The sequence below is a fragment of the Rhizobium oryziradicis genome (assembly GCF_001939045.1).
GTDB lineage: Bacteria > Pseudomonadota > Alphaproteobacteria > Rhizobiales > Rhizobiaceae > Allorhizobium > Allorhizobium oryziradicis.
This window is the reverse complement of record NZ_MKIM01000027.1, coordinates 578,624-597,618: the sequence shown is the minus strand read 5'-3', so window position 1 is coordinate 597,618 and position 18,995 is coordinate 578,624. Positions and strand designations below refer to the sequence as shown.

Genomic DNA, 18,995 nt, shown 5'->3' with positions numbered 1-18,995 from the left:
AAAATCGAAGTCAATTCAATGTCTGGCAATAGACTCAACCACGTCGGCAAGCAAGCCTGCCGCCTGCGGTTGGCCCGCCTTGGCCGCAGCCTGGGCCATTTCGGTCATTTTTTCCGGGCTGGTCATCCAGCTTTTCAGCTTGGCTGCCAGCTTTTCCGGTGTCATTTGCGACTGAGGCACCACCACAGCGCCGCCAAGCCCTGCCATGGTGGCCGCATTGGCCGCCTGATCATGATCCAGAGCAAAAGGATAGGGCACCAAAATGGCGGGCCTACCAATCACCGCCAGTTCCGACACAGTGGACGCGCCAGACCGGGAAATCACCAGATTGGCCTTGCCGATACGATCCGCCATATCGCCAAAAAATGGTGATACGTCGGCCGGAACTTTCAGCTTGGCATAACATCCTTTCACCTGCGCCACATCCTCTGGCCGCGCCTGTTGGGTCACCACAAGGCGCGCCCGCAGCACATCATCCAGCAGGCAAATGGCACCGGGCACGGTGTTGGAAAAATGCTGTGCACCTTGGCTGCCGCCAAACACCACCAGCTGAAACGGATCGCCATCACCCGATGATGTATACTCCACCTCGGAGGCTGCCAGCACCGCTGGCCGCACGGGATTGCCCGTCACCACTGTTTTGTCGGCATAAGCGCCACCGGCTGGCAAAAAGCCACCGGCAATCTTGTTGACGCGTGAGGCCAGAAATTTATTGGCCCTGCCCATCACCGCATTTTGCTCGTGAATAAGGGTCGGCACTTTCAGCGCGCAAGCCGCCAGCAAAGGCGGAATGGTGGGATAGCCACCAAAGCCAATGACCGCATTGGGCTTGAGCTTTGCAATCAATTTGCGCGCCGTGCGATAGCCGCGCCACAGCGTCAGCAAAGCCTTTGACACGCTGATCGGGTTCTTTGAGCCAATGGTGGCCGAGGGTACGACATGAATGGCATCGGCCGGAAACTTGCCCGCATAACGCTCGGCCCGACTATCGGTGACCAGATGCACGCTATATCCACGGGCCTGCAATTCATGGGCCAGCGCTTCTGCTGGAAAAACGTGGCCGCCGGTACCACCGGCGGCAAGAAGGATCAAACCTCTGGACATGACTTACTCCGCAGCAACGCTTTGGACCGAGCGGAACAACCGCCGCTCCTGAGATCTTTGTTCGGGACGATGGCGGGTGAGTGCCAGAATGAAACCGGCGGTAATGCCAATGGCCACCATGGAAGAACCACCGTAGGAAATCAGCGGCAAGGTCATGCCCTTTGCAGGCAAAAGCTCGAGATTAACGCCGATATTGATCATCGACTGCACACCGATTTGCAGCACCAGACCGGCGACAGCAAAACGGTTGAAGTCGTTTTTCTCACGAAACGCATGGCGCAGGCCACGAATGACCAGAAAAGCAAAGATGGCCACCAGCACCATGCAAAAGACAATGCCGAATTCTTCAGCGGCAACCGAGAAGATAAAGTCGGTATGGGCATCGGGAATGATGCGCTTGACAATGCCTTCGCCCGGCCCCACGCCAAACCAGTTGCCACGAATAATCGCTTCGCGTGCCGTATCCACCTGAAAGGTATCGCCGTCGCCGGTCAAAAAGCGGTCAATACGACCGGCAACGTGCGGCATGGTGTAATAGGCAAGGGTTGAGCCAACGCCACCGCCAACCGCCAGCAAAACAATGAAAATCCATGGCACGCCGGCCATGAAGAACATGCCGCCCCAAACCACCGAGGTCAAAACCGTCTGACCAAAGTCTGGCTGCACCATCAACAGCGCCACCACCACCATGAACAGCAAAATGGCAAAGAAATTGCCCGGAATATCCGGCTGGCGCGCGTGCTCGGCAAATAGCCAGGCGCAGACAACCACAAAGGCAGGTTTCATGAACTCGGATGGCTGAATGGACAGGCTGCCAAAATTGATCCAGCGATGCGCACCCTTGACCTCCGGGCCAAAGAACAGCGCCAAAATCATCATGGCGATGGAGGCAAGCAAGATCAGCAGTGCGGCGCGGCGCACCTGCCGGGGCGTGAGAAACGAAATGCCGATCATGGTGGCCAGACACGGCACGGTAAACGCCGCCTGTCTGCGCACGAAGTGGAAGCTATCCAGCCCGATGCGCTCGGCAACCGCTGGCGATGCCGCAAAAGACAGCATGAAGCCAATGCCCAAAAGCACAATGAATAACACCAGAAAAACGCGGTCTATGGTCCAGAACCAGTCGGCCAAAGCGCCTCGTTGTGCGCGGCTTACCATGTCATTGCTCTCCTGAGACCTGTTGCACCAGCATTGTCACATCTTTAAGACCGGCGACCAGCGCCACAAAGGCATCGCCACGCATTTCAAAATTCTTATACTGATCGAAGCTTGCGCAAGCCGGTGATAACATCACGGCCACCTCCGCCCCATCGGCCTCGGCATCGACCGCCGCATGGCGCACCGCCTGCTCCAAGGTGCCGGACATTTCAAACGGCACATCATTGCCAAGCGTTGCCGCAAAAGCCGGTGCTGCCTCGCCAATCAGATAGGCTTTGGCAATGCGCGAAAACAGTGGTGAAAGGCTGGCAATGCCACCCACTTTCGGCACACCACCGGCAATCCAGTAGATGCGATCATAGCTTGATAGCGCAGGCTCTGCGGCTTCCGCATTGGTTGCCTTGCTATCATTGACAAACACCACCTTGCCGCGCCGCCCAACAGGCTGCATGCGGTGCTTCAAGCCACCAAACGAGGCAAGGCCGGAGCGCACTTCATCTTCTGACAAGCCCACCGCAAGGCATGCCGCAATGGCTGCCGCCGCATTCTGGGCGTTGTGGCTGCCGCGCAGCGTGGGAATACCGTTGAGGTCCGCAACAAGCGCACCGCCCTGCTCTGTTCCCAGAAAAATGCGGTGGCCGTCGTTATAAAAACCCTGCTTGACCGGCTCATGTTTGGAAATGCGAATAACCTGACGATTGGCATTTTCCAAACGCTCGGCAATGCGCTGGGTGTAGCTGTCATCGACGCCGACAATGGCAATATCACTGCCCTCAACAAGACGGTTCTTGATGTCGGCATAGCGCTGCATATCGCCATGACGATCCAGATGATCTGGGGTCAGGTTGAGCACAATGCCAACTGAGGGGTTGATGGTTGGGGTAAGATCAATCTGATAAGACGAGCATTCCACCACATAAAAGCGCTTGGCTTGAGGCGGCTCAAGCGTCAGCACCGCCGTGCCGATATTGCCACCCATTTGCACATCGCGGCCACTGGCGCGCAAGATATGCGCGATCAACGCCGTGGTGGTCGATTTGCCGTTGGTGCCAGTGATGGCAATGAACGGGCAATCGGGTGAGCGCAACCGTCGCTCACGCACAAACAACTCAATATCGCCGATAATGGCAACGCCGGCGACATGAGCCAGTTCCACCGTCCAGTGCGGTTTGGGGTGGGTCAGCGGCACACCGGGCGACAAGATCAGTGCCGCAAGAGCGGACCAGTCAAGCTCACGCAGATCCTCGGCCTTCAAGCCCTCCGCGCGGGCTTTTTCCACGCTGTCGGGATTGTCATCCCAAACGGTTACATCCGCGCCACCTGCAATCAGCGCTCGTGCTGTGGCAAAGCCGGAGCCGCCAAGGCCAAACAGAGCAAGCTTTTGATTTTTGAAACTGGTGACCGGAATCATGATGGCCTCACCGCAGCTTCAGAGTGGAGAGACCAAGAATGGCAAGACCCACGGCGATGATCCAGAAGCGGATCACCACCTGGCTTTCGGTCCAGCCCTTCTTTTCAAAATGGTGATGGATGGGGGCCATCAAAAACACCCGCCGCTTGGTCATCTTGTAATAGCCAACCTGAATGATCACCGAGAGGGTCTCCATCACAAACAGGCCGCCGATGATGATCATGACGATTTCGTGCTTGGTGGCAACCGCCACCGTGCCAATCAAGCCGCCCAGCGCCAGCGAGCCGGTGTCGCCCATGAAAATAGCAGCCGGTGGCGCATTGAACCACAAAAAGCCGAGGCCAGCGCCGATCACCGCGCCCAAAATAACCGCAAGCTCGCCGGTGCCCGGTACAAAATTGATCTGCAAATAGCCTGCAAACACCGCGTTACCGGCCAGATAGGCAATCAAGCCGAAGGCGGCAGAGGCAATCATTACCGGAACAATCGCCAGCCCATCAAGACCATCAGTAAGGTTGACCGCATTGCCAGCGGCAACAATGACGAAACCACCAAAGACGATGAAAAAATAGCCCAGATTGAGCAAAACATCCTTGAAGAATGGAAAGGCCACAGAGGTTGCCACATGCGGACCCTGGGGTGCCGACACTTTGGCCGCTTCCATCATGAAAAACACGGCAATGCCGGCAATGAGAAACTCAATGCCTAAGCGCGCCTTGCCTGAAAAGCCCTTGTCCGACTGTTTGGTCACTTTCAAATAGTCATCGTAAAAGCCAATGGCCCCAAAGCCCAGCGTGACCAGCAGCGTTGCCACCACATAGACATTGGACAAATCGGCCCAGAGCAACGAAGCCCCCACAATGCCTGCCAAAATCATCAGGCCGCCCATTGTTGGGGTGCCAGCCTTTTTAAAATGGGTTTGCGGGCCATCGGCTCGAATGGGCTGGCCCTTGCCTTGGCGCACTCTGAGCGAGGCAATAATCGCAGGGCCAAACAAAAAGACAATCAGCGCGGCGGTAAACATCGCAGCCCCGGTCCGAAACGTGATGTAGCGGAACAGGTTGAAAAATTGGACATGGTTCGCGAAGTCAACAAGCCAGATCAGCATGAAAGCACTTTCCAAGAGTCGCTTCGGCCAAAGATCGAATCTTTGGCCGAACGTTTAAGTCTATTCTGGGCGGCGGGTGTCGTCCAATGAGGGATACTTGTCAAGCAGGACCGCAACAATCTTGCCAAAACCAAGGCCAAGCGAGGATTTAACCATAACAACGTCACCACCATGAACAGCAGAGGTGGCATAGGTTGCCAGTTCATCCGTGGTTTCAAACCAGATGCTGGAAACGCTCTCGGGCAGATGTGCCTTGAGTGCTGCCATTTCGGAGCCTGCCAGCCAGACATGCTCAATGCCAGCCGCCAGCAAAGGGCCGCTCAATTCGGCATGAAGCTCGCCCGACAACTCGCCCATTTCCAGCATATCGCCCAGAATGGCAATGCGACGACCATCGGCGTAGGGCTGGGCTGCCGCCAAAACCGCAATAGCAGCCCGCATCGATGCAGGGTTGGCGTTATAGCTCTCGTCAATCACGGTGAGAATGCCGGTGTCTGTGCGCAGCCGATGGCGCTGGCCACGGCCCTTGACCGCTGCAAGGTCTGCCAAAGCCTGCACAGCCGCATCCATATCGGCACCCAAAAGACGCACAACGCCCAAAGCCGCCATGGCATTTTCCGCAATGTGACGCCCCGGTGCGCCAATGGCCACTTCGCGGGTCTCGCCATCAATCACCGCCCAGACGGTCGAGCTTTCGGCTCCGCCGTCAAATTCTGCCAGGCGGAACTCGGCCTTGGTGTGCTGGCCAAAAGAATGGATATGCGTCACACCGGCATCATAGGCTTTTCTAGCCAGATATTCGAAATAGGGATTGTCGTGATTGAGCAGTGCCACACCGCCCAGCGCAACACCTGAGAAAATCTCGGCCTTGGCATCGGCAATCTCATCCACACTCGCAAAATTGCCCAGATGGGCCGGTGCAATCGTGGTAATCACCGCCACATGGGGGCGCACCATTTGTACCAGCGGTGTGATCTCGCCACTATGGTTCATGCCGATTTCAAAGATGCCAAATTCGGCGCTGGCGGGCATGCGCGCCAAGGTCAACGGCACGCCCCAATGGTTGTTGAACGAGGCAACGGCAGCATGCACCTCGCCCGATGGGGCCAGCACTTGCCGCAGCATTTCCTTGGTGGTGGTTTTGCCCACCGAGCCGGTAACGGCAACAATATGGGCTTTTGAGCGCGCCCGCGCCGCCAAGGCCAAAAGCCCAAGCGCCTGCAACACATCTTCCACCACAATCATCGGCACGGTCAGCCGACCAAGCGCCGGCAGCTTAGCCTCGTTGACCACCATCAAGGATGCGCCATTGGCCGCAGCAATTGATGCATAGTTATGGCCATCTACCCGATCGCCCTTGATGGCAAAAAAGGCTTCGCCGGGCTGCACGGTGCGGCTGTCAATTGAAATGCCGGTAATGCCTTCCGGCATCACGCCCAATGGCCGCCCATTCATGGCCGCCACCATTTCATCAATGGTCCAAAGAAAATTCAAGGGTGAAATTCCTCCATGGCATTCAGGATTTCGGCATGGTCCGAAAATGGCAAGGTGATGCCACCAACAATCTGGCCCTGTTCATGGCCTTTGCCAGCCACAATCAGAGTATCGCCCGTTGCCAGCATGGCAACAGCCGCGCGGATGGCCTGTTTGCGGTCTGCAATTTCAATACCCCGTGAGGTTGCCGCCATAACCTCGGCGCGAATGGTGGCCGCCACTTCCGAGCGCGGATTGTCGTCGGTAACAATAGCAATATCGGCCAGGCGATTGGCAATCTCGCCCATAATCGGACGTTTGCCCTTATCGCGGTCGCCGCCACAGCCAAACACCGCAATAATACGGCCACTGGTGAAAGGACGAACCGCCTTGAGCACATTTTCCAACGCATCCGGCTTATGGGCGTAATCCACATAGGCCAGCGCTCCGCCCTTGGCCTGTGCCACAAGCTCCAACCGTCCCGATGCACCTTGCAATCTTTCCAGCGCCTTCATGGTGGTTTCAACCGAAACACCCGTGGAAATCGCAAGACCTGCGGCCACCAGCGCATTGGCAATCTGGAAATCGCCCGCCAGCGGCAAATCAACCTCGTAAATCGCACCACCATGATGAATTTCGGCGGTTTGCTTGTGGCGGAAATGCTCAACGCGCTTCAGCGTCAAAAAGCTCCCTGCCCGGCCAACGGTGCGCACATCATGGCCTGCTTTTGTCGCCACGCGCGCCGCCTCTGCTGACCATTCATCATCTGCAAAGATCACGGCAGGCGCGCCTTTGGGCAAAAGCACCTCAAACAGCCGCATTTTGGCGGCCATGTAATGCTCAATGGTTGGATGATAATCCATATGGTCGCGGCCAAGGTTGGTGAAACCCGCAGCGCTTAACACCACGCCATCCAGCCGGCTTTGATCCAGACCATGGCTGGAGGCTTCCATCGCCGCATGGGTAACACCCTCGCCCGCCAGTTCCGCCAACATCTTGTGCAGCTCAACCGGATCAGGCGTGGTCAGCGAACCATAATCATTGCGCTTGGCGGAAATGACACCCGTGGTGCCAATCTGCGCGCTGTCCAAACCGGCAAAGGCCCAGATCTGGCGCACAAATGATGCCACCGAGGTTTTGCCAGCAGTGCCGGTAACGGCAATCATCGTCTGCGGCTGAGCGTTATAGAAACGGGCCGCAGCCAGCGCCAGTGCGCGGCGCGGCTGATCTGTGACCAACACGGGAACATTGACATTCATATTGGCGTCCACGGAAGATGATGCCACCACAACAGCCGCACCGCGCGCCACGGCATCAGCAATAAATTGCGCGCCATCGGCTTTCACACCGCTGAGCGCCACAAACATCATGCCGGGCTGCACCTTTCGACTATCGGCAGTGAGGCCAGAAATCTCCAGCTCTGCCAATCCGCTGTCCAGCGGGCCGATCAACTCTTGCAGCGCACCATCCGTGAGTTCTCGCAGTTTCATCTTTTCTTCGTCCCCTACTGGCTGGGCGGCACTGATTCCACCCACCAGTCCTGCATTGAAACCTCAATATGACACGAGCATGTCTTTTCCGAGCGAACCGAAGTCCGGTTCTACACCGAGAATTGGGGCCGTTCTGCGAATAATGTCCCGAACAATCGGCAATGCCGTGTAAGCAGAGATGGTTCCGCCCTGCTCGCCGGTCAACGGCTCATCGATAAAGCTCAGCACCACATAGCGTGGCTTGCCCATGGGAAATGCTCCCAGGAACGCATTGAAGTTCAGCTTGCTGTCATAACGACCGTTGACAACCTTGTCGGCGGTACCCGTCTTACCACCCACATCGAAACCCGGAATGCGCGCACCACGGCCCGAACCAAATTTTCCATTATAATCAAAAAGGTAGCGCATATCGGCGCTGGTTGTCGGCTTCAAGACCGCCTCGGCAACTTCATCGGCCTGCTCAAGCGTGCGCGGCAGGAATGTCGGCTCGATCAAACGGCCACCGTTGACCAAAGCCGCACCCGCAACCGCCGTCTGCAACGGTGTGGTGGCAACGCCGTGGCCGAAGGAAATGGTGATCGAGTTGATTTTTTTCCATTCGCGCGGCTGAGACGGCATTTTCACTTCAGGCAATTCCGTCTTCATCTTGGTCAACAGCCCAAGACGGGTCAAATATTCCTTTTGCTCAGGAATGCCGACAACGTCGATGATCTTCGCCGTACCAATGTTGGAGGAATATTTGAAAATATCGGGCACGGTCAAAAACCGGCTCTGACCATGGAAGTCCTTGATGGTGAAGCCACCGATTTTAATCGGGTAGCGCGCATCAAAACTATCCGTCAGCTTGATGCGGCCGGTATCCAGGCCCATCGCCAGCGTGAAGGATTTAAAGGTCGAGCCCATTTCGAATGTACCATTCGACATGCGGTTCAGCCAGCCATCCTTGGCACCCTGCTCTGGACTGTTGGGATCAAAATCCGGGTAAGATGCCATGCCAAGCACTTCGCCAGTTTCCGCATCCAGCACAACGGCCCCTGCAGATTTGCCCTTGAAATTCACCTGAGCGGCGGCCACCACATCATGCACGATATTCTGAACACGCAGATCGATGGACAGCTTCACCGGCTCCAAACGGGCGTTGCTGGTCATGCCCAGATCGGCCAGTTCGGCCAAGCCCTGATTGTCGATGTATTTTTCCATTCCGGCCATGCCGCGATTGTCGATATTCACAAAACCGACAATGTGGGCCGCCGTGGAACCACCGGGATAGAACCTGCGAATTTCAGGCCGAAAGCCGATACCGGGAATGCCAAGGGCCAAAATCTGGCTCTGCTGCTTGGGCGTCAACTGGCGGCGCAGCCATTGGAAATGCGACTTCGACGACAGCTTGCGATACATGTCGCGCGCGTCCACATCGGGCAAAACCGTTGCCAGCTTTTCCACCGCTTCATCGGCATCGACAATTTTATGCGGCTCGGCAAACAGCGATACGGTGCGAATATCCGTGGCCAGCACCTGACCATTGCGATCCAGAATGTCCGGGCGCGCTGCCATCAGCCGATCTGGCGGGATGATGCTGGATGTGTTTTCAGGATGGGCATAGCCATATTGCATCAGCCGCCCGCCAATGACGATGTAAACAGCCGCAAAACCAAACATCAGCAAGCCAACGCGCCGACGCGCCATATCGGCCTTGCGTTTGGCTGCATTATCAGCGGCGCGCGAGCGATTGCGAGATGGACCAGCCCGGCGAACATCTGCCGAAAGATGCGCCTTGCTTTTCAATAACATCATACGAGACAAAAACGACATCAGCGCGCCACCGATCCTGTTGTGATCTGGTCTGTCGGCTTCGTCTTGGGACGACCGTCAGCGATCTGGGGAACAGGAACCTGCGACTTCAGCATCGGCAATTCATTGGCGCGGGCAAGTTGATTAGGATCGGTCTGCTGAAGCTGCAACTCGTCATGATAGACATTGGCAAGCTTTTCCAGCCGGTTGGGCTGCGTCAGCAAGGCCCAGTCGGCCTCCAACAGCTCAATCGTGTCTTTCTCCAGCTTGATCTGCGCCTCAACGCGCCGCACATTCTGAAATTTTTCGTCAGTATTGTGCTTGATTTGATAGGTCACGGTGGCAGCCGCCGCCATGACTCCGATCAAAATAACGTCAAAGGTGCGAATCATGGATCAACCTCCCAGTCGTTCGATCTCGGCGAGATCGGGCAGATCGAAAATTGAGAAATCGGCCTTCATGGCTGGATGCACTGTCCTGATGGCAGCGCGAAGTTTGGCGGAACGGGCGCGCGGATTGATCTCGGCCTCCTCCTCAGTGGCGGCGAGCAAACCTTTGCCGACCGGCTCAAAAGTTGCCAACCGCTCAACTACCATCGGGAGATGGCGCGAGCCTGTTGCTTTGCCCGAACGATCGGAAAAGAATTTTTTAACAATGCGATCTTCAAGCGAGTGAAAAGTGACAACCACCAGCCGCCCGCCGGGCTTGAGTGCCTGCTCGGCTGCAAACAACGCCTGCGCCAACTCGCCCAACTCGTCATTGACAAACACACGAAGCGCCTGAAATACGCGCGTTGCCGGATGGATCTTGTCCTTGGCCTTGCGCGGCGTCACAATCTCGATCATGCCTGCCAAATCACGGGTGGTTTCAAAAGGATGGGTGGCACGGCGTTTTTCAATGGCACGCGCGATGCGGCCAGCCTGCTTTTCCTCACCCAGAAAGCCAAAAATCCGGATCAGGTCTGATACCTTGGCCCGGTTGACAACATCGGCAGCCGACACGCCAGCACCGGACATGCGCATATCCAGCGGACCATTTTTCTGAAATGAAAACCCGCGTTCGGCCTCGTCAATCTGCATGGACGACACGCCGATATCGAGCACAATGCCGTCCAGCCCATCTTCCGGCGCAAAACGATCCAGCACGGAAAACTGCGTGTGATTGAGGGTGAGATGACCGCCATGCGCGGCAACCATGGCCTGGCCTGCGGCAATGGCTGTTGGATCACGATCAAGCGCGATAACATCGGCACCGGCGCTTAAAATCGCAGAGGTATAACCGCCAGCCCCAAATGTGCCATCAAGAATAACCTTGCCAGCCTGTGGCTCAAGCGCATCCAGAACTTCTTTGAGAAGAACCGGAATGTGACGAACCGGTCCGCCTTCGGCTTCAGTATTCCCTCCGCCAAGATCCGTCATCATTCCGCTTCTCCGCCTTAAGTCGTCTTGCCTTAAATCGGGCGCGAACCTCTCAGTCCAAGCCCTTTTCTGGCTGCCGCCTGCGCCTCGTGAAACGCTTGCGGCTGCCACACCTGAAAATGATCCGACCGCCCCACAAAGGTCACTTCGGATGTAATGCCTGTAAAGTCGCGGATAAAATCCGTGACCATCAAACGCCCCTCTGAATCGAGACGCATAAACACGCCGCCCCCGTGGATCAAGAGCGACATCTCGTTTGCTACCGGCGAAAACGGATCTTCCGCAGTGATCTGGCGCTCGTACCGCTCGAGCAGATCCGGACCACCGACGCTGATCGCCGGAAACGTGAAATCCTGAAAGCAATACAGCTCCTGAATTTCCCGATTTACCAAGACAGCACGGAACGCCGCCGGCACGGAAACCCGTCCCTTCGCATCGATCCGGTTTGTCGCATTGGATAAGAAGCGGTTCATAACGCTTTACCGCCGCCTCCTGTCCTTTCATGCGGATCAAACACCCGCAACTCCATGAATGCACGTGCGCAGAAATGCTCATTGCCGAATTGCAAAAACAGTCGAGCAAACCCCTGAAGGTCCGCATCTTTGCTTCACATGTCGGGGCATCTGATCGCCCCTCGGCAGTGCACTTATGGGATAACATGGGACCATATGGGCGTCAATGGGAATGGGCCCGCCAACACGGACCACGGCATCGGAAATTTATAACCCGTTAAGATTAATGAATAGTTATTACGTCAATGGCAGCTCAAGACACGCCAAAGCCATGGCGGGCTGAGCAAACCATTGATATAAATTATATTTTTCTAATTTTGTGAAATTGCATCTTCACGAAGCGCTCTTGCATAATTCCTTGAATCCTAACAATTTAAGGTGAAAATCATGCAGCAAACAGAAGGAGCAAAAGCGCGCCCTTGCGCCCCAGAGTGGGCGAACAATGCTTTCGCAAAAATCCTTGAAAAAACAAACACCAGTCGGCCTGTAAGCCGGGTTCTGTATGGCCCCGGTTTCCCGGAACGTGGCAGCCATTCATCTGGGACGACGCTTGCGCGCCGCCTCTCGCAACCCACCCGGATGACTGGCCCGAAAACCGGCTGTAGTGCGGCTTGCGCCGCCCCCGCGTCATCCCTATTCGGTCTTGCTCCCGGTGGGGTTTACCATGCCGTCCCTGTCACCAGCGACGCGGTGGGCTCTTACCCCACCCTTTCACCCTGACCTCGACAAGCGAGGCGGTCTGCTTTCTGTGGCACTTTCCCTGAGGTCGCCCTCGCCGGACGTTATCCGGCACCGTGTTTCCGTGGAGCCCGGACTTTCCTCACCCTACCGTCTTTCGACATTGGTAAAGCGCGGCTGCCCGGCCGACTGGTGTGGGGTGCTTAAACGAGACGGATGCGAAACACCACCCCTATAATCACCTCAGGAGAAACTGGGCGAAAAAACTGCCGGATAATCTTCGCCCTCAAGCGTGCCATTGCGCAGCAGCACAGCCCCCAGGCGGCCAATTTCATCCGAGCTTTTGGCCGCAGCCCCGCAACCGCCACTGAGCACGCCAATGCGCTGGCTGCGGCTCATGCCAATCGCCGGGTAACCACCGGGCGTGAACGATGTGACGCAAGCCGCCATCGAAACCGGCGCATGGGCAAGTGTTGGCACCAGGCCATCAATAATTCGCTTGAGGTGATTGCGCGTACTTTCACGGCCGCCACTCTTGAACCACTCCCGAATGGCTGGCTCGGTCAGAAGCTTGAGATCATCAGGGTCGCCACCGATTTTCAAATAGGTCTTGCCATCGGGATAGCGCACCGGCGGCAGCAAATATATGTGATCTTGCGGGCCATTCGGCTCATAAATCAGCGATGGCATGCCGGCATAAGTCGACAATTCCTCATCCGGGATTTCGAAAAATGCGACCGTGCGGGCGTTGATGGAAAGGTCAAGCCTTTGAGGCAAGAGGTCGGGCGCAATGGAAAAGCCACCGGCAGCCACCAGCACTTTCTCCCCCTTTACCACCTGCCCGTCTGCAGTCGTTACAGAAACATACGTGCCCTCATCGCGCACGGCGGCGGCAATGGCATTGATCAGCGTGACACCGGCCTTTTCAGCCAAGATGGTTTGCGCCGCCACCATTGCCCGCGGGTTCACATAGCCCGCGTTGTGGCGCTCATGAACGCCAACACATCCGACTTCAAACTGAAAATAAGGAAATTCGCCCGCCAGAGCCCCACCATCCAAGGACTCCGTCACCACACCGAGCTGCGATACAGCCTCTTGCACATTGGCAATATAGGTGGATTGCCCGCCGGGCTTTGGCGCAACAATCAGGCATCCCACCTCATGATAGAAGGTGATGCCGCTTTCCTGCTGCATGGCATGATAGCGTGCAATCGACCGATTGGCCAGCTTGGCCCAGACGGGATTGCCATCAATGGTGCGGGTGATACGGGCCTCATCATAATGGCTGGCAAAAACGCCTTCATGATTGGCCTTGTCGGCAGGTTCATCTGGCCCGATCAGGGCAACGCCATCGGCGTTCGCCCCAAGATGGCGCGCAGCTGCCGCCCCCATCATGCCGCGCCCGATAATGATGTATTTGAAAACCTGATCTGCCATATCAACACCCAAACGATTCAATGGCGCAAGGATTAGCACGGCGGATTTGATTTCACATCGGAGAGATTGACGCAGGCCATACTCTTCCCCAACAATAGGTCACCATCCTCGCTTTTCCATATTGAAAACGGAGTATAGAAATGCCGAAAGCTGCACTGATTTTAACGCAAGGCTTCGCGGACTGGGAATATGCCTTGATCGCGGGAACTGGTGGTCCTTTCTATGGCATTGACGTGCAATTTTTCACGCCGCAAACCGGAAGCCTCCGCTCGCAGGGAGGACTTGTTACCAACGTCGACCAGGACCTAAATCAATGCCGTCAATGGCAACCCAATAGCGTCGTTGTTGTTGGCGGAGCGATATGGGCAGACAGCCAAGCGCCCGAGATTGCGGATTTCCTCAACGACTGCCGGACAGATGGCGCGTCAATTGGCGGCATTTGCGGCGGAACGCTTGCCTTGGCAAGAGCGGGCCTGCTCGACACGCTCCCGCACACATCCAATAGCCGCGATTTTCTGATTGAGAATGCGGGCAATTACGCCGGAGCTTCCTTCTATCAGGATCGCCCGTCGGCGGTTTCCGCAGACGGGATTATCACCGCGCCCGGAACGGCACCCGTCAGCTTCACCGCTGCGATTTTTGAAAGCGTCGGCATTGCCCCCGAACTCATATCCCAGTTCACCACCATGCTTGCGGCCGAGCACCATTGAACGCCCCCTTCAATGGATGTGAACACGGGACTGCGCTTCGCACGTCCACAACAAGAGAGAGCGGTTGACCAATTTGGTTTTCCGCTCTCCTCGCATCGGTCAAAGTCACATCAAACCTTCTCGCCGATCATCGCCAGCACCTGGCCGCAATAGCGTTTGGAGGTTGCGTTCATGCGGGTCGCACCATGGCCGGCGTTGTAGCGCAAGATCGCGCCGCACATATCACCACCGCCAAGCTGATTGGCCATGGCCAGATATTTGATGCCGTATTTCAGATTTGTTGCCGGATCATAAAGGCCTGCCGTGTTGCCACTATAACCCATGGCGCGGGCGGTGGCCGGCTTGATTTGCATCAGGCCGACTTCGCCATGCGCACCCCGCGCCTTGGCGTTAAAATTGCTCTCGATCTTGATCACAGCCTGCGCCAACTGCGGGGAAACGCCGTATTGCTTGGAATAGGATGAAATCAGCGCGTGATAGGGCAGCTTGCCGCTGGCGCGCTCAACACCCGAATTGCTGTCAATTTCCTTCTCGCTTGGTTGCTCTTTATCTCCGCGCAACATGTCCATCAAGGACGGAATTTTCGCGGTTTCATTGGCGTGGGCATAGGAGCCAGCAGGCAAAGTCATAGCGAGGCATGCCGCAGCAGCAAAAAGATGCGTTTTCATGAAAAGGTTCAGTCTCCAGTCAAAGGGTTCGAAATAAAGACAAGCATAGTCAAAGCTTCTCCATGTCACCGCTTTTGCAAAAGCGACGATTTACATCACCCTCATCGTTGATAATTGCGGAAGACATCATCTTGTGAAGTCAAACCCGCCGTTCAGCGAGTTTGTTAAACAGCCGCAATAAGGAAATCCTATGGCCGAGCAAAATTTTATGATTTTTGGCTAGCAAAGAGGGCCGCGTCCGGGCGGCCAATCTTGCAGCAATCAGGCAAAACGCGGCAGCGATACCAGCAAGCGATGCAATGTATCTATGGTCGAGGAATCAGCGACTCCATCAACTCTTGCTTGCCGAAAATGCAGCTGAAAACTCTTGACGACGCCGACGGTTTCAGCATTAAATTCGCCATTTATTTCAATGTTATAGCCATAGAAAGATAGCATGGATTGCAAAGCTTCTATGGGCTGGCCGCGATCCCCTTGGCTGAAAAACCTCCCGCCGCCCATGGGCGCTGGTTCAACCCAGTGTCCAACCCCCATCTGATGCAGCCGATCCCAAGGGAAATGTTCACCTGGATCAACCTTGCGAACAGGGGCAATATCGGAGTGCGCCAGCACCCGCTCAGGCGTGATAGACCAGCGTTTTGCACAATCCAGACACAATTGTGCAACGGATTCGATCTGCTCTTGCGGATAATCCGGCAAGGATGGATGGCCAGCATTGGCAATTTCAATGCCGATCGAGCGCGAATTGATGTCAGTGGCACCAGCCCAGAAGCTTTTGCCAGCGTGCCATGCACGCCGACTCTCGCTCACCATTTGCACAACGTCCCCGTTTTCGCGCACCAGATAGTGGCTAGACACCTGACTTTCGGGATTGCAGAGCCACGAAATGGCGGCATCTTCGCTCGGCATGCCGGTGTAATGCAAAATAATCGTATCGGGGGCTGCGATGTCCACGCGCTCACCATGGTTTGGAGATGCGATGACCTCCGCGCCAGAATAATCAGCCTTAAAATCAGTCATGCAGCCCGACGTTCCTTTTCAATCGCAGCATAGGCGGCGTTGAAGGCGGCCATGCGCTGATGCGCTGCCGCGTGCATTTCCACGGGCAAGCCCCGCGCATAAAGCATATCCGGGTGATGTTCGGACGCCAACGTGCGATAACGCTTGCGGATCGTGCTGAAATCATCGCTGCGCGATACGCCCAGAATGCCATAGGGATCGTGATCCAATGCCAGATGGCGCGCAGCAATGGCCTCAAACCGGTCTTCACCAATTTCGAAAATCTCGGCAATCCGGCTCAGGAATGCCATTTCCTTTTCGTGAACCAGCCCATCCGCCGTGGCAATGTGAAAGAGTGCGTCAACAATCTCCTCCAGCATAGGGCAGCCCTTGGTGCGCGAGCCGCACAGATTGGCGAGCTTTTCGGCATAGGCTTCGTAACCGGCAATATCCTGCTTGGCGAGATTATAGAGCCTCGCCACATTGCGCGCTTCTTCGGGCGGGAATTCGAAAATGCTGCGAAAGGCATTGACCTCGGCCTGCGAGACAATACCATCAGCCTTTGCCATCTTGGCCGACAGCGCAATGATCGCCACAGAAAAAGACACGCGCCTGCGCGTTTCCGGATCGCCCTCAAACATTGTGCGGATCGCATCGACAAGCGACGACAGGGCATTGCCGGCTGCGTCGCTCACCGCGCTCACCAGCCGTTCCCATAAAGACGATAATTGCAGGCAGCTAAAATCAAACATCATGTTGGCAGCTTGACCAAATTACCGCTGGAAAAGCAAGACAGGCGCGCTCATGATTTTGGTTAAACTTTGTTCACAATCCCGCAACGCTGCCTGAACACGACATGAACAACAAAGGCGAATCACATCATTATTTCACAAAACAACCTCGACCCAACTTATCCACAATCGCCAACACAGGGGAGAGGATATTTGAAACGATTGAAACCGATTGCTTTGTGACATTTCCGCGAAACTGCGGATTTTACAGGATTTTTTTCTTTACAGGCCGGGCTTGCTATCGCATCCATGGGGCAATCAGTCACAGGATATGCGGCGTCACGCGTCGCCAGAAGGAGGATACATGGCCAAAACCAAAGTTGCGCTGCTCACCGCAGGCGGTCTCGCACCCTGCCTTTCGTCCGCCGTTGGCGGGCTGATCGAACGTTATACCGATATTGCCCCTGACGCCGACATCATTGCCTATAAATCCGGCTATCGCGGTCTGTTGATGGATTACAAAATCGAGATCAACCAGCATATGCGCGAGCAGGCCCATGTTCTGCACCGCTATGGTGGATCACCGATTGGCAACAGCCGCGTCAAGCTCACCAATGTTGCCGATTGCGTCAAGCGCGGCCTGATCAAAGAGGGTCAAAATCCGCTTCAGGTGGCAGCCGAGCGCTTGGCGGCCGACGGCATCACTATTTTGCACACCATTGGCGGTGACGACACCAACACAACGGCCGCAGACCTGGCGGCCTATCTTGGTGCCAATGGCTATGACCTCACAGTGGTTGGCCTGCCCAAGACGGTGGATAATGATGTGGTGCCCATCAAGCAATCGCTGGGCGCATGGACTGCCGCCGAGGTTGGCGCGCGCTTTTTTGACAATGTCTCCAATGAACAGAGTGCGGCCCCGCGCACATTGGTTATTCATGAAGTCATGGGCCGCCATTGTGGCTGGCTGACAGCCGCAACCGCCCGCGCCTATATTCAGCGCGTCAAGCACAATGAATATGTCGAGGGTTTCATGATGAATGAAGCGCTGAAGAATATTGACGGACTGTATCTGCCCGAAACCCATTTCGATATGGAGAGCGAAGCCGAACGTCTGAAAGAAATGATGGACAAGACCGGCTTTGTGACCCTGTTCGTGTCGGAAGGTGCCTGCATGGATGAGATTATTGCCGACCGTGAAGCGGCGGGCGAAGAAATCAAGCGCGATGCCTTTGGCCATGTGCAGCTGGACAAGATCAATGTTGGCGGTTGGTTTCAGCAGCATTTTGCCAAGCTTTTGCAAGCGGAACGCTCGATGGTGCAAAAATCCGGTTATTACGCCCGCTCCGCCCCTGCCAATTACGAGGATCTGCGTCTTATTCAAAGCATGGTAGATCTGGCCGTTGAAAGCGGCCTGAATGGTGTCTCAGGCGTGACCGGCCATGATGAAGATCAGGGCGGCAAGCTGCGTGCCATCGAATTTCCGCGGATAAAGGGCGGCAAGGCATTTGATTTGAATACGCCGTGGTTTAAAGATGTTATGGATCATCTTGGACAGAAATTTCGCCCGGCCGCTTGATCGCATAGCCATGTGGTGACTTCTCTTGTCATGGGAATAGGGAGAGGAGAAGTCTATGCAACTTCAGGACTGGCTGCTCTGTGCGGCCACATCCGCCGCCTTTCTGGCTGTGCCCGGACGGGCGGCGAAGCGCATTGTTGATTGTCGGCGCGCAGGCGGAGCAAAACTTGCGGGCTTTTCTGTGCTTGGCTGCATGGCAGGCTATGGCATCGCAACCACTGCGGTGTTTGCGGCTGCGCAAACCCTGGTCGATGCCGGAGCGGTGGCGATGCAACAGCTGCAATGGTTGGGCATGGCAGCACTTATGCTGCTAGCGCTGCGGCTGTGGAAAGCACCCCTGCATATTGGTCCGGTTGCAGATAATGACAATATAGCAAACAAATCCTTTGCGGTCATTGTGTCGCAGGGCGTGGCAACTTGTGCATTGGATGGGCGCACGGTGCTTTTTTTGCTGGCGATGACCACCCAGTTGGGGGCCGTGTTTTCGCCTCAGGGCCGCGATTTCCTGAATTTGGCGGGTATTTTTGCCGCAATTGCCACTGTCACCTGCCTTTATCAGGCCATCTTTGCGAATGTGATAGACCGTATCATCCGCAAACGCTCAGTGCGCAAATTGGCCCCGCAGAACGGCAAAACCATGTTGATTTCAGCCCGCTCCGTCAGCGCAGGATTTAGAAAAATTGCCGCCTGACCACAGCTAATCAAAACTTCGGCATCAGGGGGGCTGT

General features: G+C 55.9%; 17 protein-coding genes and 1 other RNA gene. 3 read left to right on the top strand and 15 right to left on the bottom strand.

Annotated features, from left to right (window positions below; all coding sequences use genetic code 11):
- Positions 1-15 precede the first annotated feature (15 nt).
- From murG to BJF95_RS13805, 12 genes are all read right to left on the bottom strand, one after another.
- Complete coding sequence (gene murG, locus BJF95_RS13860) at positions 16-1,104, bottom strand: undecaprenyldiphospho-muramoylpentapeptide beta-N-acetylglucosaminyltransferase (protein WP_075640014.1); 1,089 nt, start codon at positions 1,102-1,104, stop codon at positions 16-18.
- Between the two features lie 3 nt (positions 1,105-1,107).
- Positions 1,108-2,262 carry a putative lipid II flippase FtsW gene (gene ftsW, locus BJF95_RS13855; protein WP_075640013.1) on the bottom strand — a complete coding sequence of 385 codons (1,155 nt, stop codon included), beginning with the start codon at positions 2,260-2,262 and terminating at the stop codon, positions 1,108-1,110.
- Between the two features lies 1 nt (position 2,263).
- Positions 2,264-3,673, bottom strand: coding sequence for a UDP-N-acetylmuramoyl-L-alanine--D-glutamate ligase (gene murD / locus BJF95_RS13850; protein WP_075640012.1), 1,410 nt, complete (start codon positions 3,671-3,673; stop codon positions 2,264-2,266).
- 7 nt (positions 3,674-3,680) lie between these two features.
- Positions 3,681-4,781, bottom strand: coding sequence for a phospho-N-acetylmuramoyl-pentapeptide-transferase (gene mraY, locus BJF95_RS13845; protein ID WP_075640011.1), 1,101 nt, complete (start codon positions 4,779-4,781; stop codon positions 3,681-3,683).
- A gap of 60 nt (positions 4,782-4,841) precedes the next feature.
- Positions 4,842-6,275 carry a UDP-N-acetylmuramoylalanyl-D-glutamyl-2,6-diaminopimelate--D-alanyl-D-alanine ligase gene (locus BJF95_RS13840; RefSeq protein ID WP_075640010.1) on the bottom strand — a complete coding sequence of 478 codons (1,434 nt, stop codon included), beginning with the start codon at positions 6,273-6,275 and terminating at the stop codon, positions 4,842-4,844.
- On the bottom strand, positions 6,272-7,744 hold the full coding sequence (locus BJF95_RS13835) for a UDP-N-acetylmuramoyl-L-alanyl-D-glutamate--2,6-diaminopimelate ligase (RefSeq protein ID WP_075640009.1): 1,473 nt from the start codon (positions 7,742-7,744) through the stop codon (positions 6,272-6,274). The genes BJF95_RS13840 and BJF95_RS13835 overlap by 4 nt, the downstream gene beginning before the upstream one ends.
- Positions 7,745-7,807: 63 nt before the next feature.
- Positions 7,808-9,556, bottom strand: coding sequence for a peptidoglycan D,D-transpeptidase FtsI family protein (locus tag BJF95_RS13830; RefSeq protein ID WP_075640008.1), 1,749 nt, complete (start codon positions 9,554-9,556; stop codon positions 7,808-7,810).
- Positions 9,556-9,927 carry a cell division protein FtsL gene (gene ftsL / locus BJF95_RS13825; RefSeq protein WP_075640007.1) on the bottom strand — a complete coding sequence of 124 codons (372 nt, stop codon included), beginning with the start codon at positions 9,925-9,927 and terminating at the stop codon, positions 9,556-9,558. The genes BJF95_RS13830 and ftsL overlap by 1 nt, the downstream gene beginning before the upstream one ends.
- Before the next feature lie 3 nt (positions 9,928-9,930).
- Positions 9,931-10,956 (bottom strand): 16S rRNA (cytosine(1402)-N(4))-methyltransferase RsmH, encoded by a 1,026-nt coding sequence (gene rsmH, locus BJF95_RS13820; protein ID WP_075640006.1) that lies wholly within the window; start codon positions 10,954-10,956, stop codon positions 9,931-9,933.
- Between the two features lie 29 nt (positions 10,957-10,985).
- Positions 10,986-11,426, bottom strand: coding sequence for a division/cell wall cluster transcriptional repressor MraZ (mraZ, locus tag BJF95_RS13815; RefSeq protein WP_075640005.1), 441 nt, complete (start codon positions 11,424-11,426; stop codon positions 10,986-10,988).
- Positions 11,427-11,936: 510 nt separating this feature from the next.
- Positions 11,937-12,336: RNase P RNA component class A (rnpB, locus tag BJF95_RS13810), an RNA gene on the bottom strand.
- A gap of 50 nt (positions 12,337-12,386) precedes the next feature.
- Complete coding sequence (locus tag BJF95_RS13805; RefSeq protein ID WP_075640349.1) at positions 12,387-13,580, bottom strand: FAD-dependent oxidoreductase; 1,194 nt, start codon at positions 13,578-13,580, stop codon at positions 12,387-12,389.
- Positions 13,581-13,720: 140 nt separating this feature from the next.
- Here BJF95_RS13805 and BJF95_RS13800 point away from each other — a divergent pair, with 140 nt between their 5' ends.
- The gene (locus BJF95_RS13800) at positions 13,721-14,290 is read left to right on the top strand and encodes a DJ-1/PfpI family protein (protein ID WP_075640004.1); all 570 of its coding nucleotides are present in this window, start codon (positions 13,721-13,723) and stop codon (positions 14,288-14,290) included.
- 110 nt (positions 14,291-14,400) lie between these two features.
- Here the strand turns inward: BJF95_RS13800 and BJF95_RS13795 are convergent, their stop codons facing one another.
- The 3 genes from BJF95_RS13795 to BJF95_RS13785 form a co-directional block, all read right to left on the bottom strand.
- Positions 14,401-14,958 (bottom strand): lytic transglycosylase domain-containing protein, encoded by a 558-nt coding sequence (locus BJF95_RS13795; protein WP_075640003.1) that lies wholly within the window; start codon positions 14,956-14,958, stop codon positions 14,401-14,403.
- Positions 14,959-15,219: 261 nt separating this feature from the next.
- Complete coding sequence (locus BJF95_RS13790) at positions 15,220-15,978, bottom strand: N-acetylmuramoyl-L-alanine amidase (RefSeq protein WP_075640002.1); 759 nt, start codon at positions 15,976-15,978, stop codon at positions 15,220-15,222.
- The gene (locus BJF95_RS13785) at positions 15,975-16,712 is read right to left on the bottom strand and encodes a J domain-containing protein (protein WP_075640001.1); all 738 of its coding nucleotides are present in this window, start codon (positions 16,710-16,712) and stop codon (positions 15,975-15,977) included. Before BJF95_RS13785 ends, BJF95_RS13790 begins: the two co-directional genes overlap by 4 nt.
- A 340-nt stretch (positions 16,713-17,052) precedes the next feature.
- Here BJF95_RS13785 and BJF95_RS13780 point away from each other — a divergent pair, with 340 nt between their 5' ends.
- Together BJF95_RS13780 and BJF95_RS13775 are read left to right on the top strand one after the other, a co-directional pair.
- Entirely contained in the window at positions 17,053-18,267 is a 1,215-nt protein-coding gene (locus BJF95_RS13780; protein ID WP_075640000.1) for a pyrophosphate--fructose-6-phosphate 1-phosphotransferase, read from the top strand.
- A 55-nt stretch (positions 18,268-18,322) separates the two neighbouring features.
- Positions 18,323-18,958, top strand: coding sequence for a hypothetical protein (locus BJF95_RS13775; RefSeq protein WP_075639999.1), 636 nt, complete (start codon positions 18,323-18,325; stop codon positions 18,956-18,958).
- The last annotated feature ends 37 nt before the right edge of the window (positions 18,959-18,995 follow it).